Here is a 24,487-nt window from a genome sequence, read left to right as displayed (position 1 = left end):
ACTATGAATAAAAATGCACTTATTTTTGATAAATTGACAGCCGATGAGATGAATATATTGCTGTCAGAGTTGCATGGAGAATTTCCTCATTTCAGTTTGATTTCGAAGCACCAAGATGACTGGCAGTCGTGTTTTAAAGAGGCAATGGAAAATATTGGTTCATATGAAGCAGACTACGATCCGCCTAGATTTTTGAGGGAGAACTGGCCGACAACCGGGCCAGTTTGGGAGTTGGTCAATTTCCCACACATGGGTGTATGCTCTTTTGATGTGCTGACCAAGGTGAATTCGTCCTTCTTGTGGTTGATTTCTTTTTGGTATTGCTGGGATATTAATTTTATTGCTTACTCTTGTGCTGATTGCTCAAAAGACATAGCGACAAAATTTCATGCGCTTGCAATAAATGCGTTGGATTTTGATTTGGAGCTCAATGCCTTAAATGCCTATGACTCAGTACTAACTGTATTTGAGGATATGGATATGGTTGGCGCGGCATTGGATTTTTATTTAACGGGGGATATGGGAGGCGATGATCCATTTCGTCCCATTCTTTTCTGTAAGCAGAGTGAGGTAGTGGAGCGACTTAAAAATCATCCCGTCTTTGGCGGGAGGTGCGACTATTACAGTCGTGAAGAATATTTAAAGGATCCGCTTTTGAATCCGCTGCGCCTGCAGTTGCCGCCTGAAGTGTGAGAGATGTTTTCTCTAAGTGATCAGGAACTTTGGCAATACGAAGTTTATTACCTAATGAACTTTGTTTTGATTAATCCCGAATCACAGCTGGCGCATTTTTACGTTAAGAGGATTATGCCTGTCTGTGCAGAGTTGCACTTTCAAGCCGTTGATCTGGATCATGATTTTAACTCGAACATCACAAATCCTTTGTATCAGCTTTTTGTGTCTTGTTTTCTGAACTCGCAAAAAATAATGCCGCTATTGGAAAGCATGTTTGGAGGCGGTGATATATATCATGAGATGACTAATGAGCGAGAGAATCTGTTTGGCGAGAAAATATCAAATAGGTTTTTTGAAAATCTTGAATTTAATACATCCCTGGATGGGTTTGAGAATGGAGCGTGCTGGCAAGAATTGAGAAATAGATCCAGATTATTTTTAAAAAAGTACAGCCTCTTGGATGATTTTGACTTTCCCAATCCTATGAGATTCTCTGAATTTTTATATCCAGATGATTTTGAAGAATATGATCCGGCTCCTCGTTGGTCTTCGTGTGGGCAGTTCATTTCGTTGGAGGATTGGACACAAATGAAAAATATCACGATGGCTGCCTATAAAGACGCGGAAACTTAGTCTTATCTTGCGCGTTAATACATCAAGGTGTGACGTCTGCAGAAAATTATGAACAGGCTGCAGGGGGGCTAATCAGCCCAGCCCCACGTTGAAAAGAAATGCAACGGTTCTTCTGTGAGGCTCCCCAAGAGGAAGCCGCAGGCCCATATGCCTGCTGTTCCCTAGGGACTCTTCGCAAAACTCTAGGCCGTGGTCTGAACGCGGACGCGGGCGATTCGCTGCGCTGTCTTCCTTGTCCACAGCTACGGCTCGACTGCAAAAGACCCGTTGCGTCGTATCCCGATCCGCGTCGATCCCGCTTGGAGAGGGTTTTGCAGAGCATGCCAATGCATGCTTTCCTCCGAGCACGCTACGCGCCAGCAACCAAGACAAGTTCTTGCTGCTAGCGATGCCGGTTCCATTCACACCCAGTCAACCTGAAAACCGCAGGACGATCTCGTCCATTTGCGGCGTCTTGGTATGCGACTGAGGCGGCCATTCCTAAAAGAACCCAGGCGTGTTCCCTCCGAAGCCATTTGTGCTTTGATTAGTTCATATTGGTATGACCAATATGAAAATTGGCGCACTAGATTGTCAAATTACGGGTTTACCCTGGCAGTAAATTCGCGTGATTCCCCAATAATCGCCGAACTTTGCCGCAAGTTGAAGACGAAATGGTTTATTGGTAATACCAATTTAGACCAAAGGTCCAACCATCGGCACAGCGAACAAGCCATTCACCAGGCTAGGCCAAGCACAGGGCAACCCTAGCAGCCCGATAGCGCCCTCCTGGTGAACAGCCCAAGAACAAGGCGCGCCATGCGCCCGTCCTATAACTTCGAGACATCGCCATGCAAACTCTCTGGCAGCAAAACTACGACCCGGCTGGCAACATTTGGGTGTCGGCCCTGGTGGCATTGATTCCGATCCTGTTTTTCTTTTTGGCGCTGACCAAGCTGCGGCTCAAGGGCTACCAGGCAGGCACCATCACGGTGGTGCTGGCCCTGGCGGTGGCGTTGTTGTTCTACCGCATGCCCGTCAGCGCGGCGCTGGCCTCGGCGGTCTATGGCTTCTTCTATGGTTTGTGGCCCATTGCCTGGATCATTGTGGCGGCCGTCTTTCTGTACAAGATCTCCGTCAAGACGGGGCAGTTCGATGTGATCCGCTCGTCGATCCTGTCGGTCACACCGGACCAGCGCCTGCAGCTCATCCTGGTGGGCTTTTGCTTTGGCGCGTTTTTGGAAGGTGCTGCAGGCTTTGGCGCGCCGGTCGCGATCACGGCGGCCTTGCTGGTCGGCCTGGGCTTCAAGCCGCTGTATGCCGCAGGGCTGTGTCTGATCGCCAATACCGCGCCGGTGGCCTTTGGTGCGATGGGTATCCCGATCATCGTCGCTGGCCAGGTCTCGCAGGTCGATGCGTTTGCGATTGGCCAGATGGCGGGCCGCCAGCTGCCGTTCATGACCGTGCTCGTGCTGTTCTGGCTGATGGCCATCATGGATGGCTGGCGGGGTGTGAAGGAGACCTGGCCTGCGGTGCTGGTCGGCGGCGGCTCGTTTGCGATCGTGCAGTTCCTCACCGCCAACTACATTGGCCCGGAGCTGCCCGATATCACCTCGGCCATCGTGTCCTTGATTGCGCTGACCCTGTTCCTCAAGGTCTGGCAGCCCAAGCGCATTTTCCGTTTTACGCTGGAGGCGGGTGAGCAAGCTGCTACGGCCGTGCCCGCAGCACCGGCGCCCTCGGGTGCACCACTGACGGCCCTGGCCGTCATCAAGGCCTGGTCGCCCTTCATCATCCTGACTGCGATGGTCACCGTCTGGAGCATCAAGCCCTTCAAGGCGCTGTTTGCCGCAGGCGGCCCGCTGGCGTCCACCGTCATCAATATTCCGGTGCCGTTCCTGCACAACCTGGTCGAGAAGACGCCACCCGTCGTGGCCGCTGCCACCTCTTATGGCGCTGTCTACACCTTCAACTGGCTGCTGGCCACCGGCACCGCCATCCTGATTGCGGCGCTGATCACCATTGCCTTCACCCGCCTGTCGCCGTCCAAGGCAGTGGCTACTTTGGGTGAGACCTTCAAGGAACTGGCCGTGCCGATCTACTCCATCGGCATGGTGCTGGCCTTTGCCTTTGTTGCCAACTACTCGGGCCTGTCGGCTACCTTGGCGCTGGCCCTGGCGCACACGGGCCAGGCCTTTACCTTCTTCTCGCCGTTCCTGGGCTGGATTGGCGTGTTCCTGACCGGGTCTGACACCTCTGCCAATGCGCTGTTTGCCGCGCTGCAAGCCACCACCGCGCAGCAGCTGGGCCTGCCCCAGGTGCTGACCGTTGCTGCCAACACCACCGGCGGCGTCACCGGCAAGATGATCTCGCCCCAGTCCATCGCCATTGCCTGCGCTGCTGTGGGCCTGGCGGGGCGTGAGTCGGACCTGTTCCGCTTCACCGTCAAGCACAGCCTGGTCTTCGCCGTCATCATCGGTTTGATGACTACGCTGCAGGCCTATGTGTTTCCGTGGATGATTCCAGGCCATTGAAGGTCGCTGCGCCATCCGCCGTTGATGGCTCCCGCGCCGAGAACACACAACCCCTGAAAGCTTCCCATGCGCCTCGCTGACCACGTCGTCGAAAAACTGCTTGCCCTGGTGCAGGCCCGCGGGCTGCAGCCGGGCCAGCGCCTGCCGGCCGAGCGGCAGCTGGCGCTGGAGCTGGGGGTGTCGCGCACGTCAGTGCGCGAAGCGCTGCAAAAGCTCATCAGCCAGGGGGTGCTGTCGGCACGGCGCGGCGATGGCACCTATGTGCAGACGGTGCCATCGGCCGATTGGCTGCAGGAGGCCATGGGCCCGCTGGCCGGCCTGATCGAGTCGGACCCCAACTACCGCTACGACGTGCTGGAGACCCGCCATGCGCTGGAGAGCAGCACCGCCTGGCTGGCCGCGCAGCGCGCCACCGCGCAAGACAAGGAGCGCATCCAGCGCTGCTTTGACGTGATGATCGACCACCAGCAAAGCGGCCATGCCGAGCTGGCCGCGCGTGCCGATGCGCAGTTCCACCTGGCGATTGCCGAGGCCTCGCACAACCTGGTGCTGGTGCAGGTCATGCAAAGCCTGTTCACCGTGGTGCTGTCCACCGTGGAGCGCAACCGCCACGACATGTTCCGCCTGAGCGCCCCCGTCACCCTGCAGCAGCTCACCGTGCAGCACCAAAGCCTGATGCAGGCGATTTTGGAGGGTGACCCGCAGCGCGCCCGCGCCTGTATTGGCGAGCACCTGGAGCATGTGCGCCACACCATCCAGCAGATGGACGAAGAGCGCGCGCGCCGCGAGCGCTCGATGCGCCTGCCCGCCGAGCTGATGCCCAGCCTGCCCGCTGCGCGATAGCCTGCGCTGCGCCACACAAAAACCCGAGACAACAGCCGAGACAAACACCCAGCCCTGAGAGAGCCACCATGATCATCTCTTCCGCATCCGACTACCGCGCCGCCGCGCAAAAGCGCCTGCCGCCGTTTCTGTTCCACTACATCGATGGCGGCGCCTATGCCGAGCAAACGCTCAAGCGCAATGTTGCCGACTATGCCGATGTGGCCCTGCGCCAGCGCGTGCTCAAGGACATGAGCCAGCTCGACACCAGCACCGAGCTGTTTGGCGAAAAGCTCTCCATCCCCGCCATCCTGGCGCCCGTCGGCCTGCTGGGCATGTTTGCGCGCCGGGGCGAGGTGCAGGCCTCGCGCGCTGCCGCCGCCCATGGCATTCCGTTCACCCTGTCCACCGTCTCCGTCTGCCCGATTGAAGAGGTGGCACCCGGCCTGGGCCGGCCCATGTGGTTCCAGCTCTATGTGCTCAAGGACCGGGGCTTTATGAAGAATGCGCTGGAGCGCGCGCAGGCCGCTGGCTGCTCCACCCTGGTGTTCACGGTCGACATGCCCGTGCCCGGCGCCCGCTACCGCGATGCGCATTCGGGCATGAGCGGCCCCAACGCCGCGATGCGCCGCTACTGGCAGTCCGTCACGCACCCGGCCTGGTCCTGGGATGTGGGGCTGAACGGCCGCCCGCATGACCTGGGCAATATCTCCGCCTACCGGGGCAGCCCCACGGGCCTGGCCGACTACATCGGCTGGCTGGGCAGCAATTTTGATCCATCGATCTCCTGGAAGGACCTGGAATGGATCCGCGACTTCTGGAAGGGCCCGATGGTCATCAAGGGCATCCTCGATCCGGAAGATGCCAAGGATGCCGTGCGCTTTGGCGCCGATGGCATTGTGGTCAGCAACCATGGCGGCCGCCAGCTCGATGGCGTGCTGTCATCGGCGCGCGCGCTGCCGGCCATTGCCGATGCGGTCAAGGGCCAGATCAAGATCCTGGCGGACTCGGGCATCCGCAACGGCCTCGATATCGTGCGTGCCATCGCGCTGGGCGCCGATGCCACCTTGCTGGGCCGCGCCTTTATCTATGCGCTGGCCACCTCGGGCCAGGCCGGCGTCAAGCACCTGCTGGAGCTGATGGAAAAGGAAATGCGCGTCGCGATGACCCTGACCAGCGTGGCCAAGGTGGCCGACATCAACGGCGATCTGCTGGTGCGCCAGTAACACCCACCAGCCATTGACCCCCTCACTGCCATGACCGCTGCCACCACCACCCCCGTCTCGCGCGATGCGCTGCTCGCCCAGCTGCGCGCCGCCGTCGGCCCCGCCCATGTGCTGACCGGCGACCAGGCCACGCGCCGCTTTCGCAAAGGCCACCGCACCGGGGAAGGCCCGGTGCTGGCGGTGGTGCGCCCTGGCAGTTTGTGGGAGCAGTGGCAGGTGCTGGAGGCGGCCGTGGCCGCCGACCGCATCGTCATCATGCAGGCGGCCAACACCGGCTTGACAGGCGGATCGACCCCCGACGGCAGCGGCTATGACCGCGAGATCGTGCTGATCAACACCTTGCGCATCACCGGGGTGCAGGTGATTGCCGGCGGCGCCCAGGTCGTCTGCCTGCCCGGGGCGACGTTGGACAAGTTGGAGCAGGTGCTGGCGCCCCTGGGGCGCGAGCCGCATTCGGTCATCGGCTCGTCCTGCATCGGTGCCTCGGTGCTGGGCGGTATCTGCAACAACTCCGGCGGCGCCCTGGTGCGGCGCGGCCCGGCCTATACCGAGCTGGCGCTCTACGCCCAGGTGCAGGCCGATGGCCGGCTGGTGCTGGTCAACCACCTGGGCATTGCGCTGGGCGCCACGCCGCAAGAGATCCTGACCCGGCTGCAAAACGGCGACTACCGCGAGGCCGATATTGCGCACGATGTGCAGCGCGCCGCATCCGATCCGCGCTATGCCGCCGCCGTGCGCGATGTGGACCAGGACTCGCCCGCGCGCTTCAATGCCGATCCCTCGCGCCTGTTCGAGGCCTCGGGCTCGGCGGGCAAGCTCTGCCTGTTTGCGGTGCGGCTCGACACCTTTCCCAAGGTGCCCAGCACCGTCTTCTACATCGGCAGCAATGCGGCCGACGACCTGACCACCGTGCGCCGCCATCTGCTCACCGCCTTGCCCGAGCTGCCCATTGCCGGCGAGTACATCCACCGCACCGCCTACGACATCGGCGAGAAATACGGCAAGGACACCTTCTTGCTGATCGACCGCTTTGGCACGGCACGGGTGCCGGCCGCCTTTGCGCTCAAAAGCAGGGTCGATGGCTTTTTTGAACGGTTGGGCCTGCGCGGCGTCAGCGACCGCATCATCCAGGCCTTGACCAACCTGCTGCCCAGGCACTTGCCGCCGCGCATGCGCCAGTGGCGCGAGCGCTATACGCACCACCTGCTGCTGCGCGTGTCCACCGACACGGCCGATGCCACGCGCGCGTTCCTTACGGAGCATTTCAGCGGCAGTGCCAGCGGCGGCTGGTTTGAGTGTGATGCGGACGAGGGCCGCAAGGCGTTTTTGCACCGCTTTGCGATTGCCGGTGCTGCCATTCGCTACCGCGAAGTGCACCGCGCCGAGGTGGAAGACATCGTGGCGCTCGATGTGGCGCTGCGCCGCAATGACCGCGACTGGGTGGAGCAGCTACCGCCCGACGTCGAGGCCGACATGGTGCACAAGCTCTACTACGGCCATTTCTTCTGCCATGTGTTCCACCAGGATTACATCGTCAAAAAAGGCGTCGATCCGCTGGCGATGGAGCACCGCATGTGGGCGCTGCTCGATGCGCGCCGGGCCGAGTACCCGGCAGAACATAACGTGGGCCACCTCTATGTGGCCAAGCCTGCGCTGGCTGATTTTTATCGGGAACTGGATCCCAGCAACAGCTTCAACCCCGGCATTGGCCACACGGCCCGGGGCAAGAACTGGGAGGCTTGCTGTGATCGGCGAACACGCTGGCCTCAGGGTTATGCGGACTAGGGCTTGAGCCCGTCCATCGTTGTGGCGTTGGCTGGCGGGTAGGCTGGCGGTATCGGAAGGTGCTGGAGGGCGCTGATAAGCGCACATTGCTGGGGTCGGCTTCGTGGGGTGCTGGCACCGCCGGGCACGCTCATAGCTCGTCGCAGAGCATGTCCCAGAAGGTCTGCACCAGCAGCGGCGTATCGGCACGCCGGCCATGCTTCATCAGGCAGATCTTTCTGGCCAGGTGCGGGCGGCTCACCGGCAGGTAGCACAGCTGCGGGTCCTGGTGCGCCTGGCGGCTCATGCTGGAAATCACGCCCACCTTCAGATCGCTGTGCACCACGGCATACAGCGACTCGATCGACGACAGGTTCTGCGGGCCGTTGATCTCCACCCCTTGCTCCTTGAGCGCCGAGGCCACCATGTCGTAAGTATTGCCCCGGCGCAGCACCACCAGCGACTGGTCTTTCAGGTCCTTCCAGTACAGCTTGGGCAGGCGGGCGAGCGGGTGCCGCTGCGACACCACCACCATCATCTCGTCGGTCGTGATCAGACGCGAATCGATGTGCAGCGGCGTGTCGAAGTGCAGGCCGATGGCGATGTCGGCATCTCCTTGCGTGATCGACTCGGCCAAGGTGTCGCTGTGCATGTCATCGAGCTCGAACTGCACCTGCGGGTGGCGCTGCTGAAAGCGCCCCATGCGCGGTGCGATCCACTGCGAGGCCGATGGAATGCAGTGCACGCGAATCAGCTGGCTTTGGCGCTGCAGGCGCTGGTGCATGTCTTCCATGCCCTGGTCAAAGGTGGCGATCATCCAGCTGACCTGGGCGCGTACCGATTCGCCGGCAGGCGTCAGCCGCACGCGCCGCATGCTGCGGTCAAACAACGTGGCCCCGAGGGTGATTTCCAGCTCGCGGATCGCGGACGAGAAAGCCGGTTGGCTCATGTCCAGCGCCTGTGCGGCCTGGGTAAAAGTAGGGTGCTCGGCAGCTTGCTTGAAACAGCTCAGCTGCCGCAGGGTGGGGATGGGTGCCGATCTCTGCGGCTGAAATACGTGCGTCATGATGAATTCATTTTTTCAAATAGCGTTAAATCATCCAATTGTAAATTCCTATGTTATGCAGTTTTTACTAAAAAGTAAGGAATTGAAGAGAATTCACCGTTCCTGTGAGGCCCGTAGCGCAATGCTGCAGCCCGAAACGGGTACTGACTTGTTGCCGGGAAAGCCTTTGTGGATGGGGTTTTCACCGGTTTACAACAGCTTAGAAGGCTCTGATTCGGGTGCGGTTCCGCAGCGGCAAAGGGCGCAAGCACCCAAAGGCATAACATTTGTTAAATTAATTAACTATTATTCCTGATAGGTGTGATATATCATTCGTGCTGCTTTTTTGGGGTGGGCACGCACCCCGCGCTGGCGGCCGGCAACCTGGTGCAGGTGCCTGGCAAAGAATGGGCGTTTGGCAAGGGGCGTGTGCACTAAAGCGCTGCGCCCGGCGGCCTGGCTGCCGCCTCACCTGGGGGTTGCAGGCACCCGGGATGCCGGCGCCCCAGGGTCGCCGTTGCAGGCAACAGCGCGCCTGGTCAACCCGGTGCCTGTATGCCCCGGCCGCCGCAGCGCACGGGGCCTGCGTTGCCGCTTCCTTCCCTCCGCATGCCCATGGCTGCATCGCTCACTGGCGATAAGGCGCAGGCCCGTCTGCCCCCGCAGTGTCCGGTGCTGCAGCCGCGTTGGACACGACACTTTTTTTCTATGTGAGCTCTGTGATGAAATTTTCAGCAATTGATTGGAACCAGGCCCCCGCCAACGCACGCTGGTGGGCGATGGACGGTGACGGCCATGCCTATTGGTACTGCACGCCGCAGATCGCGTCGGCGACGACGTTCTGGTTTGCCGCGCGCCACCCGGCGCCCAGCTTTGGCTATGCCCGCGACTTCCGGCTGTCGCTGCAGGAGCGCCCGGCTGCCGCAGACGATGCACCGGCGCTGGCAGCGGCAGCGCGCATGCTGCGCCGCTGAGCAGGCGCCTCGCGGCCCCACCGCTGCCCCACCGCCCCGGCAGGCACAGCAACGACAACGGCGCCCTCGGGCGCCGTGCTTGTGCCAGTTGCGGGCCGCCTGCCAAGGCCGCCCGCACTGCGTGTTCAGATGATGCCGAGGAACCAGGTCGCCGCCAGCAGCGATAGCGACACGCCCCAGACCCAGAAGAACGAGTAGCGGATATGCTGGCCCATCGACAGCTTGGCCAGGCCCAGCCCCATCCACAGCGCCGGTGAGAACGGCGAGACAAACGTGCCTACAATGCTGCCGATGACCATCGCGTAGGCGGCAGAGGTCGGTGGCACGCCAGCCTGCGAGGTGATCTGCTCGACCACCGGGAACAGCGCAAAGTAATAGGCATCGGTGCTCAGCACCAGCTCCAGCGGAATGCCGATGGCGCCAATGACCAGGTGCACATAGGGCAGCAGCACCTCAGGCAGCACATGGACCAGTGCCAGCGCAATGCTGTTGAGCATGCCCGACTCCTTGAGGATGCCCAGGAAGGTGCCCGCGGCCAGGATGATGCTGGCCATCATGATCGCGCCACCCGCATGCGCATTGATGCGCTCGATCTGCACCTTGGGCTGGGGGTAGTTGATCACCAGTGCCACGCACAGCGCAATCATGAAGGTATAGCCCGGCGGGAACACGCCCATCACCAGCACCGCCAGGGTCAGCAGAAACACCAGCGCGTTGACCCAGCGCAGCCGGGGGCGCAGCAGCAGCTTGCGCGCGTCGTCGGCCGTTCTGGCCGCTGCTTCCTGTATAGCCAGCTCGGTGGCCGCATGCGGCTGCAGCGCTGCGGCCAGATCGGCCAGCGGCGCAGGGGCCACCGCTGCCGCCGGGGCGGCTGCCACTGCTGCGGGCTGTGTAGGTGCCTGCGCATCCAGCAGTGTGGGCGCCGTTGTCTGCGCGTCCGCGTTCATCGCCGCATCGGCCGCCCCATCACCCGCTTGCACTGCCTGCGCTGCGCGGCGCGCCTGCAGGCGAATGCGGCGCTGCTCACGCAGACCCAGGAACACCGCCAATGCCAGCAGCATCGCCAGTCCCATGGCCTGCACCACGATCAGATCGCGCCACAGCACGACGGCATCCATCTCCAGCACCGTCGCCACACGGCCCAACGGGCCGCCCCAGGGCAGCATGTTGACAATGCCTGCACTTGCGGCCAGCAGCAGGAACAGCAGGTAAGGGCTCATCTTGAGCCGCTGGTACAGCGGCAGCAGCGGCGGCACCACCAGCAAAAAGGTTGATGCGCCAGCCCCGTCGAGCTGGGCGATCGCCGAGATCAGCACCGTGCCGACGGCCACCGCAATCACATTGCCGCGCGTGATGCGCACCATCGCGCGGATCAGCGGGTCGAACAGGCCCACATCGTTCATCACGCCAAAAAACAGAATGGCGAAGATGAACATCGTCACCACCTGCACCACCGAGCCGATGCCATGGCGGTAGAAGGCGTTGATCTCGGTGGTACTGAAGCCGGCGACCAGCGCGCCGACCAGCGGAACCAGCACCATGCTGATGACGGGCGAGACTTTCTCGGTCAGCAGCAAGGCGACGATGACAACAATAATGGCTAAACCAATCAACGTGAGCATAGGTACTTGTTTCTTATAGTGCGTGGGGGGAAGTGGCCGCTACCTGTCAGCGGGTGCGGCCGGCGGGCGCGAAGGCCACACACGCAGGGGACGGGGGCACTGGGGCCTCCCGTCTTGTCTCCTCGGCAAACCAGTGCCCGGGTGGGCGGGTTGGCCGGGCCGTGTGGGCAGTTCCTACCGGCTGGGCGGCCGGGGTGTGGCGTTGATCTTGCAAAGGCCTTTGTCCTGGACATAGCGGGCCGACCGCCTGCGGGCGTGGCGCGCCCGCAGGCGCCTGCGCGTGTAGCCGGACCAGTCGGCCCATAGCTTCCACAGCAGCGCCATGAAAGAGGGCAACAGCACCTCCATCCAAAGCCAGCTATTAACCGGTGGAATGTCATAGATTTTCAGCATCAGTACGACGACAGCAATGATCAGCAGGTACATGGCAGCGGTGCGGGAGGGCGTGCACTGCAGGCCGGCTTGCCGCGCTGGGGGAGCATGGTGGCAAGGCGCAGCGGCGCTGCAGTGCGGGCAGGCGGCGTGGGCTCAGACCAGGAGGGGCACGCCTGCCCATGGTGATGGGGGAGCCGGAGCGCCGTGCGGGAAGGCATCTGCCCAACCCCGCGCGGCAAGCGGCACGAAGCATGCCTACCGTGCAGCGCGCTACAGCGTGCGCTGCCGCCAGGCATGACTGCGCAAATTATAGCGATCTACTAAGAAAACAATTAAACCAATCATTAACGTCTATTCAATGCGTTGGTTCCTCCCCCAACCGGTGGCCTGCCTGGGTGGCCGCGTTCTGCCGCCGTCACCCCTTTTTCAGCTGTTTTGGCGCCGTACCGGCATGGCCCGGTGCCCGTGCGGGCACGCCTTTTGCCCTCGGCGCAGCGCGGTGCGGCCCCCATGCAGCGCACTGCGGTTATCCCCGCCGCCATAGGCCCGGCAGCAGCAATATGGGCGGGCTGCCATGGCGCAGCGATTCAGCCCTTTATCCGCTGAAAAAGCCCCGCATTGCCCGACCAGACTGCAGGGTTTGGTTTTCAGAAATTAACAAACAGAAGTATGTGAATAAGCACATTCATTTAACGATTAATGAATCAGAAATGATTGCCGTTCCATCATAAATTAGCAGCGAGAGGAAAATCGTATCCCCTTGCTAATACAGGAAATTTTCGGAGCAGGCCGGGAAGTTACTTTTTGATTCATTGCGCTGAAATCGCCGTGGTTCGATGCGTACATAAACCATTCGTTACAAAATACGCATAAATGCTATACCCATTGATTTTCAGTCAATCTTCAACCCAGGTAGCGCCGTTCAAAAACCGCTTTCTGCGCCATAAGCGCTAGCACTCCAGCGAATACTGGCGGGCAGATTCGGATGTTTCAAGGGGGTGGGAGCGCCCGCCACCACGGGCCGTGCGACGGCTGGGTAAACCCTGGTTTGGTGCACGTCTGCTGCACAAATGTCAATTTTTCTAAACCAATGTAGAAAAGGTGGTTTTTACGCCGTTTGTTGTGACAGATGCTACTTTCATCGCAGCAGCCATTAGAATTCTTAAATATTAATATTTTCAATGAATGGAGTTGTGATGATAAAAAATCGCATCAATCTGCTGTGGCCGGGGGCGCATGCGCACCCGCCCCGCAGCGCCGCCAGGGAGGGGGCGCCGCTACTGGGCGCATTGGGTAAAACACTGCTGGCCTTGGCCGGCTTTTGTGCTTTGGCCGCCCCGGCCCATGCCGCCATCAGCATCACCAGCGTGGTCGTCAGCGCCGATGGCCAAGGCCCCTTTGATGCCGACAACAACCCCGGCAATGACAGTGGCCCGCTGAACGGCGTTGTGCGTACGCAAGACACCGTTCTGTACACCATCAACTACAACGCGTCGAACACCGACAGCAGCACGATTACTGCGACCTTGCCGGCTGGTATGCGCTGGGATCCGACCGCTACTGCTGGTACCGTGTGCAACGGCACCGGTGGTGGTTCGCTGAATGCGGACCGTACCGTGCTGACCTGTAACCGCAAGCCGGACAGTGCGGGTGTTGAATCGTTCCAGGTGCTGAGCTGGGTCGGTGCGGTGGGCAATGGCGCTGCGGTGACGATGACGGCCGCCTCGGGTGGCTCGTCGGCGACTTCGGGGCCGGTGACGGTTTCGGCTACGCCAAGGACCGACACGCGTGTGGTTGGGGTCTCCGGCAGTACCAGTCGTGTAGAAATCTCACCAGGCGTCTGGCACCGCAGGGTGCCGCTCAGAATCAGCCTGGGTGCGTTATTGCCAGCAGCTGGCAATTTCAAGGGATATGAAGCTCTACAAAATCCGGTATCACTTTCCCTAAAAGTACAGCCCGGTGCTGTTGTGTCCAGTTGCCCAGGAGGGGTGAGCTGCACTCAGTCCGCGCCAGGTGGTGATGTAACCTTACAGATACTGAATCCTGTTACCCATTTTCTGGATGCTGCCCCTATACTCGGCCTTGAAGCAGCCTGGCGGCAGACCGCTTTGGTGACTGTAGAAATTGGGGTACCAGAAGACCCTAATTTCCCGCCAGGTGTAACAAGTTATATAACCGCGCAGCTCACTAATTTTGCGCCCTCTGGCCTATCTGGCCAAACCAACGTGGTGCCAGCGCCTGGATATGACCCGGGGTTCACTTGCCCTCCTAACGCCGTCAATGCCTCACAGACCTGTTTTGGTGCGCCTATCAACCGCTCACAACCGGTGCAGCTGACTATTGGTGGAGGTGCACTGTCAAATGCCTCCACGTTCTTGTATAACGATGGCCATGGCTACACGGAAAACCGAGAAAAGGTTTTGCCTGGCCAATCGGTGCTGGCGCTGATGGGTTTGACGAACAATGCGACCTCTGAAGAAGCAGTCACGGATACACAATCCTGCGTGGCCTGGGATCCGGCGTTGCTGGAGTTGCAAGCACCCTCTACGCTGAAAATGGGTATCAATGGACCCCTGTTCTTTCAGCCAACTAATCTGGGTCCAGATGTAGCACCAGCCAACATGGTGCTGGAATATTCTGCACAACCTTATGCGGATAACGCTGCACGTCGTGCCGCCAACTGCGGTGTCGCAGGCGACGGCAACCCATTGTGGACCAGCAACTTTGCATCGCTGCCACCCAATACCATTACCAGCGTGCGCTACGCCTACCTGCCATCGTTAAGCCCAGGCGAAGGCGTTGGCCTGCTGCTGCCTCTGCAGCGCAGTACCAGTGCGGCATCGTTGGCCTTGGCAGATGACGCACCACTGCCCTGGTTCCGCCAGTACTTCACCAATGCCACCGGCCGCGTGTATTCCACTTATGCAGGCAATGGTGGAACCAATGGCAGCACGGGCGGCGGTTTTGTGCAGGCCGCATCGGCACTGGTGCGCCATAGTGTTGACATCCCTGCCAGCGTAGCGCCAGGCGCCATCTTCCCTGTGACGGTGGTCCCACGCACCATTGGTGCTGCTGCGGCAGGCATTGATGCTGTTTCGCGCGGTGTGGAGTACGTGATTGACTTCCCGAACACCTATATCCAGCCGGTTGCCAGCTCCATTGCTGCAGGCCTGCCACCTGGCGCGACCCATACGCTGACAGCGGCTGACTTGGGTTTGGATGGCCTGCCTGGTACGGCGGATGACGGCGCCCCTGCCAAGCTGGTGGTACGCCTGGGTGACTTGGCTGCCCCGGGCGGTGCCGTAGGCCCCGCCCCGCACCAAGGCCATGTAACCACCTATCCGCCCATTACCTTCCAAGCCCAGGCGGCGTTTATCTCGCCGGTCGGTGCCTATCCATTGAGCAGCTTGATCTCGGCCACCAATGACCTGAGCTTTGCTGACTACACCGGTATTGGCAATATCCAGCCGCAAGCTCTGCTGCAAGACCGCCGCGAAGTGGCCAGCACCACAGTATCCGGCGTAGCCGGCTTTCAGATGAGCAAATCGCTGGTCGCAGGCGGCACCGTCGATAACACCGACCCGGCCAACCCTGTGACCCGCATTACTGCCGGCCAGCCCTTTACCTATGCGATCTCCTTCGGCAATGCGACGAGCCTGACCAAGGGCCAGCTGCGCATGGTCGATGTACTGCCGTTTGACGGTGACCTGCGTGGCACGACCGGCCTGGGCGCGCTGCAAATGCTGAGCATTGACGCGAAGATGGCGGACGTGAGCCAGGGCACGATTGGTGTCGAGTACACGACGGACGCTGCAGCCAATGTGCAAACAGCAGTGCGCACGCTGGGCAATGAAGACGCTGCCACCGGAGTGAACTGGCAGCCCTACACGGCGGGTGCCGCCTTCCCCGCGGGTGTAACGGCCTTGCGCTTTACCACCAGCTCGGTGCTGAACCCCGGCTTTAGCGGCCTGGTGAACCTGGAGATGCGCACGGTGTCGCCACTGTCGCCAACGACCCAGCTGTTCAACGATGTGTTTGGCCGCGAACAGGCCCCCGGCGGCCTGGTGCTGACGGCCAGCGGCTCGGTGCAACTGAGCGGCCAGGCAGCGGCCAGCCTGACGGGGAGCGTGTTCCTCGATGCGAACATGAACAACACGCCGGATGCCGGTGAAGCCGGTATTGCCGGTGTGACTGCTACGCTGACCTGCGATGCAGGCCCCGCTTGCGTGGCCGGTGAGACCCATACCGCGGTGACCAACGCGTCGGGCGTCTACAGCTTTGCGCCTGGCGCTACGGTCGATGGCCAAGCCAACTTCCCCGGCCTGGCCAGCGGATCGTGGACCCTGAGCATCACGCCTGCCGCGACGTTGCGCAATGTGGGCTCGACGGCCGGCACGGTCAACGGCGCCGCATCGGGCACGCCCGTGGGCCGCAGCATCAGCGGCATTGTGGTGGCCACCGGCGCTACCGCTGTGGACTACCGCTTTGCCGAGCATGAAGTGGGTGCGCTGACGATCAACAAGGCGCTGGTCGTGCCACCTGGCACCGGTCCGTTTGACTTTGGCTTTACCGCTACCTGCGACCTGCCAACGGCGGGCTTCACCTACCCTGCCACCCTGGTGGGCTACCCCGGCGCCACCTCGGTCGCGATTGAAGGCCTGCCTGCTGGCGCCACCTGCACGGTGACCGAAGACACGCTGCCTGCGGCCCCGGCCTTGTACGAATGGGCAGCGCCGACGACCCCGGCTGCGGTGGTGATTCCTGCCAGCAGCAATGCGGCCGTGACGGTGACCAATGCGCTGAACCCGCTGCTGGGCGGCATCACGATCACCAAGGATCTGGCCTTGCCTGGTGATGCTCCTGGTCCGTTCACGTTCACCTACACGGCGACCTGCGACCTGCCCACGGCCGGCTCGGTGTTCCCTGCGAGCCTGATCTACCCGACCGCAACGTCGACCACGATTGCCGGTGTGCCTGCCGGTGCGCAGTGCGTGGTGGCTGAAGGCCCCCTGCCAGCAGCCCCTGCGAACTACACCTGGGGCCCAGCGGCTGCCAACGCCAACGTGACCGTGCCTTTGAACGCAACGGCCCCGGTGACGATGGCCAGCACCCTGGTGCGTGTGCTTGCCGGTATTGAAGTGACCAAGACCCTGGCACTGCCAGACGGTGTGACCGGTCCCTTCAGCTTTGGCTTTACCGCTACCTGCAACCTGCCTACGCCCGGCTCGGTCTTCAGCGCCACCTTGGCCAACTACCCGGCCAACACGCGGGTGACGATCCCCGGTATCCCATCGGGTGCCAGCTGCGCGGTGACCGAGAACGCTCCGCTGCCTGCGGCGCCGAATGGCTACCAGTGGGGCGCCCCTAGCGTGCCTGCGCCGGTGACGGTGCCTGCCAGCGGTGTGGCGTCGGTCGGTGTGACGAATACGCTGGTTCAGCAGTTCGGCACGATCACCATCAACAAGACGTTGACCCTGCCCCAAGGCGTGACCGGTCCGTTCAACTTCAGCTACACGGCCACCTGCGATCTGCCGACCGCTGGCACCGTGTTCCCTGCCAGCTTGAGCTACCCGGGCGCGACCTCGACCACGATCGCCAACGTGCCTGCCGGTGCGCAGTGCGTGGTGGCCGAAGGCCCAGCGCCCGCGGCCCCCACCAACTTCACCTGGGGCCCTGCGCCTGCCAATGCGACGGTGACCGTGGTGGCCAACAGCGATGTGGCGACGACGATGGCCAGCACCCTGGTGCGCGGACAAGCCGGCATTGAAGTGACCAAGACCCTGGCGCTGCCCAGCGGTGTGACGGGCCCCTTCACCTTTGGCTTTACCGCCACCTGTGACCTGCCCGCTGCCGGTACCACCTACACCGCGACCTTGGCCAACTACCCGGCCAACACCAAGGTGACCATTGCCAACGTGCCTGCCGGCGCCAACTGCTCGGTGGTCGAAGACCAGCCGCTGCCGGCCGCCCCGGCCAACTACAGCTGGGCTGCCCCTTCGGTGCCCGCCCCTGTGGTGGTGCCTGCCACCGGTGCCGTGGCGGTGAGCGTGACCAATGCGCTGACCGGCAAGCAAGGCAACATCCAGGTGAATGCCACCACGACCTTGCCTGACGGGGTGGCCGGTCCGTTCAGCTTTGTGCTGACTGCCATCTGCGACCTGCCCACCGCTGGCACGACCCACAGCGTGACCCTGACCGCGCCGCCTGCGGCGTCGGCCATGATCACCGGTGTGCAAGCCGGTGCCCAGTGCACGATCACCGAGACGCTGCCTGACGCACCTGCCGGCTACCGCTGGGCGGACCCTGCGTTCGACCAGACCACGGTGACGGTGGAGGCGGATTCGGATATGCCGGTGGCGCTGACGAACGAGCTGACCAAGGTGCAAGCGGCTAATCCCGTGCCTGTGCCTGTGGACAGCCGTGTGGCATTGATGTTGCTGGCGATGCTGATGATGGCAGCTGCTGGCGTGCATATGCGCAAGCGTTAAATCCGCTGGGCAGCAGCGCGGGCCACTCCGCGTTGCTGTCTGGTTGATGTGAGTGAGGACCGGGGCTTTGGCCCCGGTTTTTTTGTTTGTGTTTTTGTTTTTGGTGCGGTTTTGCCTTTGCTGATGCCTGCGGCGTTGCTGAGTCTGGTTGGCTGGCCGTTGTGCTTGTTTATTGGTTTTGTTTACTACTGCGTAGGGCGGCTGGCCGGGTCTCGCCCGCCGGGCGAAATCCGGCCAGCAAAACCAAGCCGCGCCGCAGGCACATGCAAAAGCATAAACATGAACATGAACATGAACATGAACATGAACATGAACATGAACATGAACATGAACAGCCAGCTGTAGCTGCCATACATGGCAATGCGTATCCCCATCCACCGGAGCGAAACCAGGCCAGCATAACTAGGCACCGCCGCAAGCCTAAGCAAAAGCAGGCAGCTGCCTTAAAAATCCGCACCGCAGGTCAGCTTCATTTTCCGACCATCCCACTCAGACAGTATTGAAAAGTTAACAGCTTGATAGCCCCTGAATAACAGGGTTCTTTAAATCTATGGACATCCCCCATCAAACGCGCTGATGGAGCACCGTCTAAGTTGTATCTTCGTCAAGCCCAAGAGGTTTGGATACAAATAAGCCATAGCGCATACGTTTAAGCGCGCTGCATGTTGCATGAAGTAGCAGCGCGCCATGTTGTTTATTTCCGCGAAATGCGGTCACCCAATCTTGTGTGTGGCGTATACCCATCATCGCTGGGCAAAGCCAATAAACACGCGGGTTTGGCAGCAGGGGTGTTGTCTGCAGAGCGTCCGGATCGACCTCGAATTGGACGTGAGGCAGCAACATTCGTATGGGATAAACCACAGCGTCGTCAGATTTCTGAAACATCAGCTTTTTGTTGATGCAGATGCAGGAAAAACAGAAAAAAAGCTGGTTTGGACATGGTCACCATTAGACTTCCTAATTATTGATGTTATCAATCAATGGAGTTGAAGTGATTAGAAATATCTTATTTTCTCGGGATGCCAGTGGCGCCCCTTACTTGGGGCAAGCTCGCCCACTCGGTGCGCGCAGCAGCCCCGTTGGCAGGGCAAAGCGCAAGCCGGCCATGTTGGCACTGGCCAGCCTGTGTGCAATGGCGGCGTTGGCGGCACCGGCCCATGCGGCCATCACCATCACCAGTGCGGTCGTTGCGGCAGATGGCAGTGGCCCGTTTGATGCAGACAATGCACCGGGCCATGACAGCGGCACCAACAACGGCGTGGTGCGTACGCAAGACACCGTTCTGTACACCATCAACTACAACGCGTCGAACACCAGCAGCGGCACCATCACCGCGACCTTGCCCGCCGGCATGCGCTGGGATTCCACTGCCACAGCGGCCAGCGTTTGTAATGGCCCGGCCGGCGGTAGCTTGAACGATGCCAGAACCGTGTTGACCTGCGATCGCCAGCCCAGCACGCCTGGGGTGGAGTCGTTCCAGGTGCTGAGCTGGGTGGGCAATGTGGCACATGGCGCTACGGTGGCGATGACCGCTGCAGCGGGCACGTCGTCTGTCACTTCGGCACCGGTGACGGTGTCTGCCACGCCCAAGACCGACACCCGCGTGCGGGTGGAAGTGCCCAACATGACACGGGTGCAAAACCCTGCGGGTTCGGGCGTGTGGATGCGGAGCATGCCGGTGGCTATCAGCCTGGGTGCTGTAAAGCCTGCTTCAGGCAATTACAAGGGATTCGAGGCCTTGCAAAGCCCGGTGTCTGCCACCATCCAGGTGCAGCCCGGTGCAGTGGTGCTGGACTGCCCGAGCGGAGTCACTTGCAGCCAGTCGGCGCCAGGTGCTGATATCACGGTGCTGTTCAACAATCCGACGACCCATTTCCTGGACCCGGCGACCTCGCCTGGCTTTGGCGACACCTGGATGGAAACTGCACAGTTTGTGGTGCAGATCGGGGTGCCCGAGGACCCGAATTTTCCAGCTGGCCAGACCAGCCGGATCACGGCGCAGCTGACGAATTTCGCGCCGCAGGGTTTGTCGGGTCAGGCCAATGCAGCGCCCGCACCCGGGCACCAGCCTGGGTTCAGCTGTGCACCGGATGTGAACCTGAATGTCACGCAAAGCTGCTTTAACACCGTCATCGACCGCTCCCAGCCGCTGTTGCTGGAGGCCAATGGTGGCGCGGTGCATGACGGTAGCGGCTACATATACGGCGATGCCCACGGATACACCATCGGTGCCGAAAAAGTGCTGCCTGGCCAGAACTTTATGGCCACGGTCGGTCTGGTGAACCAGAGCAGTTCTGAGCTGGCAGCCACCGAGGCGCAATCTTGTGTTGCCTGGGACCCCGCCTTGCTCGAGTTACGCGCAGCATCCAGCCTCAAACTGTCCAACTCGCCGTACTTTATCTTCCCCCCCATGGTGGATTTGCCGAATGTAGCCCCAGCGGACCTGGTGCTGGAGTATTCGGCTCAGCCTTATGCCAATAACGATGCGCGCAAGGCCGCTAACTGTGGCGAGGCAGGTGATGGAAACCCGCTGTGGACCAGCAACTATGCATCGCTGCCGGCCAATACGATCACTAGCGTACGCTACGCCTACCGCCCAGAGCTGCAGCCGGGCGAAACGGTTGGTTTGGTGATGCCTTTCCAGCGCAGCACCGGTGCTGCCTCTTTGGCCCTGCCCGATGATGCACCGTTGGCCTGGTTTACCCAGTACTACAGCGAGGCCACCGGGCGCGTCTACTCTCGGTATGCTGGCGATGGATCGACTTCCGGTGGAGACGGGGGCGGGTTTGTGCAGGCCGCCTCGGCGCTTGCCCGCCACAGCATCAGCATGCCCAACAGCGTGGCTCCGGGCGAGATATTTCCAGTCAGCGTGACACCGCGCACGATTGGCGCTGTTGGTGCAGGGGTGGATGGCGTGTCTCGTAACGTCGAGATCACCATTGATTTCCCCAACACCTATATACAGCCTATTGCCAGTTCTATTGCTGCGGCATTGCCACCGGGCGCTACCCATACGCTGACCGAAGCGAACTTGGGCCAAGATGGCCTGCCAGGCACGGGTGATGCGGGTGAGGCACCTGCCAAGCTGGTGCTGCGCCTGGGTGATCTGGCAGCCCCAGGCGGTGCCCAGGGCCCAGGCCTGCACCAAGGCCATGTCACGGAGTATCCGCCCATCACTTTCCAAGCGCAGGCGGCCTATATCTCCCCAGTGGGCTCATACCCGCTGGTGGGACGTGTGGCCGCTACCAACGATCTGAGCGTGGCCGATTACACCGGTGTGGACAACATTTCGCCAGAGACTATGCAGCAAGACCGCACCGAGCGCGTCAGCACCACGGTGTCGGGTGTGGGTGGCTTCCAGATGAGCAAGTCGCTGGTCAGCGGTGGCTCGGTGGACAACTCCGACCCGGCCAACCCCGTCACGCGCATCACCGCGGGTGAGCCTTTTACCTATGCGATCGCGTTTGGCAATGCCACCAGCTTGACCAAGGGCCGGTTGCGCATGGTCGATGTGCTGCCCTTTGACGGCGACAGCCGTGGCACCACGGCCCTGGGCCCGTTGCAGATGCTGAGCGCTCAGGCCGCGATGGCCAGTGCCAGCCAAGGCGCGATCGACATCGAGTACACGCTGACAGGCGCCGCTGCGGTGCAAGCTGCCGTGCAAACGCCAGGCAATGAAGATGCATCGACCGGTGTGGACTGGACTGCGTATACGCCAGGTGCGGCTTTCCCTGTCGGCGTGACTGCGCTGCGCTTGACCACCACCCTGGGTTTGCAACCGGGCTTCAGCGGTATTGCGAATCTGGAGATGCGCAGCACCACGGCACTGACGCCGGCAACCCAGCTGTTCAACGACGTGTTCGGCCGCGAGCTGAGCCCGGGCGGTCTGGTGCTGACGGCCAGCGGAAGGGTGGAGCTGAGCGGACAGGCCGCAGCGAGCCTGACGGGCCAAGTGTTCAACGACCTGAACATGAATGCCAGCCGCGATGCGGGTGAACCTGGTGTGGCGGGTGTGACTGCGACGGTGACCTGTGAAGCAGGCCCTGCCTGTACCGCTGGTGCCTCGCACACGGCGGTGACCGATGCGGATGGTGTCTACCGCTTTGCGCCGGGCGCGACGGTGGACGGACAGCCGAACTTCCCGGGTCTGGCCAGCGGCTCCTGGACCTTGAGCATCGCGCCTGAGGCGAGCTGGACCCATCGCAGCTCGACAGCCGGTACCGTCAATGGTGTTGCGTCGGGTGATGCGGTAGGCCGCTCGATCACCGGCATCGTTGTGCCCACCGGTGCAACCGCAGTGGACTATGTGTTCAGCGAATCCCAAATGGGTAGCCTGACCATCAACAAGGCACTGGCCTTGCCCGATGGCGTGACCGGTCCTTTTGACTTTGCGTTCACCGCAACCTGCGATCTGCCAACGGCCGGTTTCACCTACGCCGCTACGCTGGCAGGCTACCCGGCCAACACGGCGGTGACGATGGACAACCTGCCCGCTGGCGCCAACTGCCTGGTGACGGAAGACCAGCCGCTGCCTGCTGCGCCCGACACCTACCAGTGGGCGGCACCCACGGCGCCAGACGCAGTGGTGATCCCCGGCGGCAGCAATGTGGCTGTGACGGTGACCAATGTGCTCGCGCCCTTTGGGCAGCTGGGCAACATTGTGCTGAACGCCACCACAAACTTGCCCGAGGGCATCACTGGCCCGTTCAGCTTTGTGCTGACTGCCACCTGTGACCTGCCAGAAGCTGGCACCAAGCACAGCGTGACGCTGGACTACCCCAGCAGCTCGTCGGCCATGATCAGTGGCGTGCAGGCCGGTGCGCAATGTGCGCTGTCGGCAGGTCTGCCCGATGCGCCATCGGGGTACCGCTGGGCAGATCCTGCCTTTGACCAGGCCATGGTGACGGTGGAGGCGGATGCCGATATGCCTGTGGCGGTGACGAATAGCCTTGCGCGCATGGAAGTGGGTAGCGCTGAGCGGGTGCCTGTGGATAGCCGGGTTGCTTTGCTGTTGTTGGCGATGGCGATGGCAGCTGCTGCTAGTTTGCATATGCGCAAGCGTTAAATCCGCTGGGCAGGAGCGCGGGCTACTCCGAGCTGCTGTCTGGTCGATGTGAGTGAGGACCGGGGCTTTGGCCCCGGTTTTTTGTTTTTAAGGCTGTGCCTTTGCATATGCCTGCGGCGTTGCTGAGTCTGGTTGGCTGGCCGTTGTGCTTATTTTTTGGTTTTGTTTACTACTGCGTAGGGCAGCTGGCCGGGATGTGCGCCCGGCGGCGCAGTCACTTTCATTTGGCGCCAAATGAAAGTAACCAAAGCAAAGGCGCCCCTGCTGCTTGCGACCCTTCGCGTTGCGAAGGGCAACCTGTGTCGTGGCATTTGCGGGGTGTGCCGCGAAACTCTCTACGCGCCGTAGGCGCTCCGTTCGGACAGACGCGGCAAGCTAGTTGACGATGCACTGGCACTCTGCGGTGCCAGCGCCACCCCGCAAACGCCATGCCCCAGGCGCAAGCAAAAGGGGGGATTCGGGATAGCTTCTTTGGGTGGTGGAGGACTTGGTCCTTTGCAGTTAAGTGTGGCTTCTGGTTTGCTTTCCGCTGCGCATATTTATAGGCGCTGTTTACTACTGGCGTAGGGCGGCTGGCCGGGATGTGCGCCCGGCGGCGCAGTCACTTTCATTTGGCGCCAAATGAAAGTAACCAAAGCAAAGGCGCCCCTGCTGACTGCGTCCCTTCGCTTCGCTGCGGGCAACCTGTGGTGCTCGGGTATGGGCTGCACCGCGAAACTCACTACGCGCCAGGGGCGCTCCGTTCAAACAGACGCGGTGAGTCAGTTCACGAAGCAGTTGCACTCTTCGGTGCAACTGCCCAGCCCCTACCCTGTGCTCCTCGGCGCATTCAGAAGGGGAGATTCGCAGACGCAGGCCATCGCTACGCTCGGCCTCCAAATAGGCCGAGCGCAGCAATGGCCTATTGGTATTTGGCTGTTTGGGGGTTGTTTGCATCCCCCTTTTGCATGCGCCTGGGGCGTGGCGTTTGTGGGGTGGCGCTGGCACCGAAGAGTGCCAGTGCTTCGTCAACTAGCTTGCCGCGTCTGTTCGAACGGAGCGCCTTGGCGCGTAGAGAGTTTCGCGGCACACCCCACAAATGCCACGACACAGGTTGCCCTTCGCAACGCGAAGGGTCGCAAGCAGCAGGGCGACCTTCTTTTGGGTACTTTTCTTGGTCGCCAAGAAAAGTACCTCGCCCGCCGGGCGAAATCCGGCCAGCAAAACCAAGCCGCGCCGCAGGCACATGCAAAAGCATGAACATGAACATGAACATGAACATGAACATGAACATGAACATGAAGAG

16 protein-coding genes are annotated in these 24,487 nt (G+C 61.3%); 11 read left to right on the top strand and 5 right to left on the bottom strand.

Annotation, left to right across the window (positions count from 1 at the left end; genetic code table 11):
• Positions 1–3: 3 nt before the first annotated feature.
• From AB7A72_RS13445 to dld, 6 genes are all read left to right on the top strand, one after another.
• Positions 4–693, top strand: a complete 690-nt coding sequence (locus AB7A72_RS13445) for a hypothetical protein (RefSeq protein WP_369460265.1) — start codon at positions 4–6, stop codon at positions 691–693.
• A gap of 3 nt (positions 694–696) precedes the next feature.
• Positions 697–1,308: a hypothetical protein gene (locus AB7A72_RS13440; protein WP_369460264.1), complete on the top strand. Its 612-nt coding sequence runs from the start codon at positions 697–699 to the stop codon at positions 1,306–1,308.
• Positions 1,309–2,138: 830 nt separating this feature from the next.
• Positions 2,139–3,821 carry an L-lactate permease gene (gene lldP / locus AB7A72_RS13435; RefSeq protein WP_369460263.1) on the top strand — a complete coding sequence of 561 codons (1,683 nt, stop codon included), beginning with the start codon at positions 2,139–2,141 and terminating at the stop codon, positions 3,819–3,821.
• Between the two features lie 66 nt (positions 3,822–3,887).
• Positions 3,888–4,664 (top strand): transcriptional regulator LldR, encoded by a 777-nt coding sequence (gene lldR, locus AB7A72_RS13430; RefSeq protein ID WP_239809951.1) that lies wholly within the window; start codon positions 3,888–3,890, stop codon positions 4,662–4,664.
• 68 nt (positions 4,665–4,732) lie between these two features.
• Positions 4,733–5,869: an FMN-dependent L-lactate dehydrogenase LldD gene (lldD, locus tag AB7A72_RS13425; protein WP_369460262.1), complete on the top strand. Its 1,137-nt coding sequence runs from the start codon at positions 4,733–4,735 to the stop codon at positions 5,867–5,869.
• A gap of 30 nt (positions 5,870–5,899) precedes the next feature.
• Positions 5,900–7,654 carry a D-lactate dehydrogenase gene (gene dld / locus AB7A72_RS13420; RefSeq protein ID WP_369460261.1) on the top strand — a complete coding sequence of 585 codons (1,755 nt, stop codon included), beginning with the start codon at positions 5,900–5,902 and terminating at the stop codon, positions 7,652–7,654.
• A 130-nt stretch (positions 7,655–7,784) separates the two neighbouring features.
• Here the strand turns inward: dld and AB7A72_RS13415 are convergent, their stop codons facing one another.
• On the bottom strand, positions 7,785–8,699 hold the full coding sequence (locus AB7A72_RS13415) for a LysR family transcriptional regulator (RefSeq protein ID WP_239809948.1): 915 nt from the start codon (positions 8,697–8,699) through the stop codon (positions 7,785–7,787).
• A gap of 1 nt (position 8,700) precedes the next feature.
• Here AB7A72_RS13415 and AB7A72_RS13410 point away from each other — a divergent pair, with 1 nt between their 5' ends.
• Both AB7A72_RS13410 and AB7A72_RS13405 read left to right on the top strand, forming a co-directional pair.
• On the top strand, positions 8,701–8,994 hold the full coding sequence (locus tag AB7A72_RS13410) for a hypothetical protein (RefSeq protein ID WP_369460260.1): 294 nt from the start codon (positions 8,701–8,703) through the stop codon (positions 8,992–8,994).
• Positions 8,995–9,400: 406 nt separating this feature from the next.
• Positions 9,401–9,652, top strand: a complete 252-nt coding sequence (locus AB7A72_RS13405; RefSeq protein WP_239809947.1) for a hypothetical protein — start codon at positions 9,401–9,403, stop codon at positions 9,650–9,652.
• Between the two features lie 125 nt (positions 9,653–9,777).
• On the opposite strand, the gene AB7A72_RS13400 is transcribed toward AB7A72_RS13405, so the two are convergent.
• The 3 genes from AB7A72_RS13400 to AB7A72_RS13390 form a co-directional block, all read right to left on the bottom strand.
• A complete protein-coding gene (locus tag AB7A72_RS13400) occupies positions 9,778–11,274 on the bottom strand; it encodes a CitMHS family transporter (protein WP_369460259.1) in 1,497 nt (498 codons plus the stop codon).
• 174 nt (positions 11,275–11,448) lie between these two features.
• Complete coding sequence (locus AB7A72_RS13395; protein ID WP_239809945.1) at positions 11,449–11,700, bottom strand: TIGR04438 family Trp-rich protein; 252 nt, start codon at positions 11,698–11,700, stop codon at positions 11,449–11,451.
• 1,432 nt (positions 11,701–13,132) lie between these two features.
• Positions 13,133–13,435 (bottom strand): hypothetical protein, encoded by a 303-nt coding sequence (locus AB7A72_RS13390; protein ID WP_369460258.1) that lies wholly within the window; start codon positions 13,433–13,435, stop codon positions 13,133–13,135.
• Between the two features lie 835 nt (positions 13,436–14,270).
• Here AB7A72_RS13390 and AB7A72_RS13385 point away from each other — a divergent pair.
• The 3 genes from AB7A72_RS13385 to AB7A72_RS13375 all read left to right on the top strand — a co-directional run bounded on the left by AB7A72_RS13385 (position 14,271) and on the right by AB7A72_RS13375 (position 23,202).
• The gene (locus AB7A72_RS13385) at positions 14,271–18,137 is read left to right on the top strand and encodes a DUF5979 domain-containing protein (protein WP_369460257.1); all 3,867 of its coding nucleotides are present in this window, start codon (positions 14,271–14,273) and stop codon (positions 18,135–18,137) included.
• Positions 18,138–18,185: 48 nt separating this feature from the next.
• On the top strand, positions 18,186–18,482 hold the full coding sequence (locus AB7A72_RS13380) for a hypothetical protein (RefSeq protein ID WP_369460256.1): 297 nt from the start codon (positions 18,186–18,188) through the stop codon (positions 18,480–18,482).
• 760 nt (positions 18,483–19,242) lie between these two features.
• The gene (locus AB7A72_RS13375) at positions 19,243–23,202 is read left to right on the top strand and encodes a DUF5979 domain-containing protein (RefSeq protein WP_369460255.1); all 3,960 of its coding nucleotides are present in this window, start codon (positions 19,243–19,245) and stop codon (positions 23,200–23,202) included.
• A 901-nt stretch (positions 23,203–24,103) separates the two neighbouring features.
• On the opposite strand, the gene AB7A72_RS13370 is transcribed toward AB7A72_RS13375, so the two are convergent.
• Positions 24,104–24,481: a hypothetical protein gene (locus AB7A72_RS13370; RefSeq protein ID WP_369460254.1), complete on the bottom strand. Its 378-nt coding sequence runs from the start codon at positions 24,479–24,481 to the stop codon at positions 24,104–24,106.
• Positions 24,482–24,487: the final 6 nt, after the last annotated feature.

The sequence above is a fragment of the Comamonas sediminis genome (genome assembly GCF_041107495.1).
In the GTDB taxonomy this organism is placed as follows: domain Bacteria; phylum Pseudomonadota; class Gammaproteobacteria; order Burkholderiales; family Burkholderiaceae_C; genus Comamonas; species Comamonas sediminis.
Note: the sequence above shows the minus strand (reverse complement) of the source record. Positions and strands in the feature narration are given on the sequence as shown.

Coding starts and splice junctions, on each gene's coding strand:
- AB7A72_RS13445 (WP_369460265.1), top strand. CDS start 4: ATGAATAAAAATGCACTTATTTTTGATAAATTGACAGCCGATGAGATG.
- AB7A72_RS13440 (WP_369460264.1), top strand. CDS start 697: ATGTTTTCTCTAAGTGATCAGGAACTTTGGCAATACGAAGTTTATTAC.
- lldP (WP_369460263.1), top strand. CDS start 2,139: ATGCAAACTCTCTGGCAGCAAAACTACGACCCGGCTGGCAACATTTGG.
- lldR (WP_239809951.1), top strand. CDS start 3,888: ATGCGCCTCGCTGACCACGTCGTCGAAAAACTGCTTGCCCTGGTGCAG.
- lldD (WP_369460262.1), top strand. CDS start 4,733: ATGATCATCTCTTCCGCATCCGACTACCGCGCCGCCGCGCAAAAGCGC.
- dld (WP_369460261.1), top strand. CDS start 5,900: ATGACCGCTGCCACCACCACCCCCGTCTCGCGCGATGCGCTGCTCGCC.
- AB7A72_RS13415 (WP_239809948.1), bottom strand. CDS start 8,699: ATGACGCACGTATTTCAGCCGCAGAGATCGGCACCCATCCCCACCCTG.
- AB7A72_RS13410 (WP_369460260.1), top strand. CDS start 8,701: ATGAATTCATTTTTTCAAATAGCGTTAAATCATCCAATTGTAAATTCC.
- AB7A72_RS13405 (WP_239809947.1), top strand. CDS start 9,401: ATGAAATTTTCAGCAATTGATTGGAACCAGGCCCCCGCCAACGCACGC.
- AB7A72_RS13400 (WP_369460259.1), bottom strand. CDS start 11,274: ATGCTCACGTTGATTGGTTTAGCCATTATTGTTGTCATCGTCGCCTTG.
- AB7A72_RS13395 (WP_239809945.1), bottom strand. CDS start 11,700: ATGTACCTGCTGATCATTGCTGTCGTCGTACTGATGCTGAAAATCTAT.
- AB7A72_RS13385 (WP_369460257.1), top strand. CDS start 14,271: ATGGTGCTGGAATATTCTGCACAACCTTATGCGGATAACGCTGCACGT.
- AB7A72_RS13375 (WP_369460255.1), top strand. CDS start 19,243: ATGTTGGCACTGGCCAGCCTGTGTGCAATGGCGGCGTTGGCGGCACCG.
- AB7A72_RS13370 (WP_369460254.1), bottom strand. CDS start 24,481: ATGTTCATGTTCATGTTCATGTTCATGTTCATGTTCATGTTCATGCTT.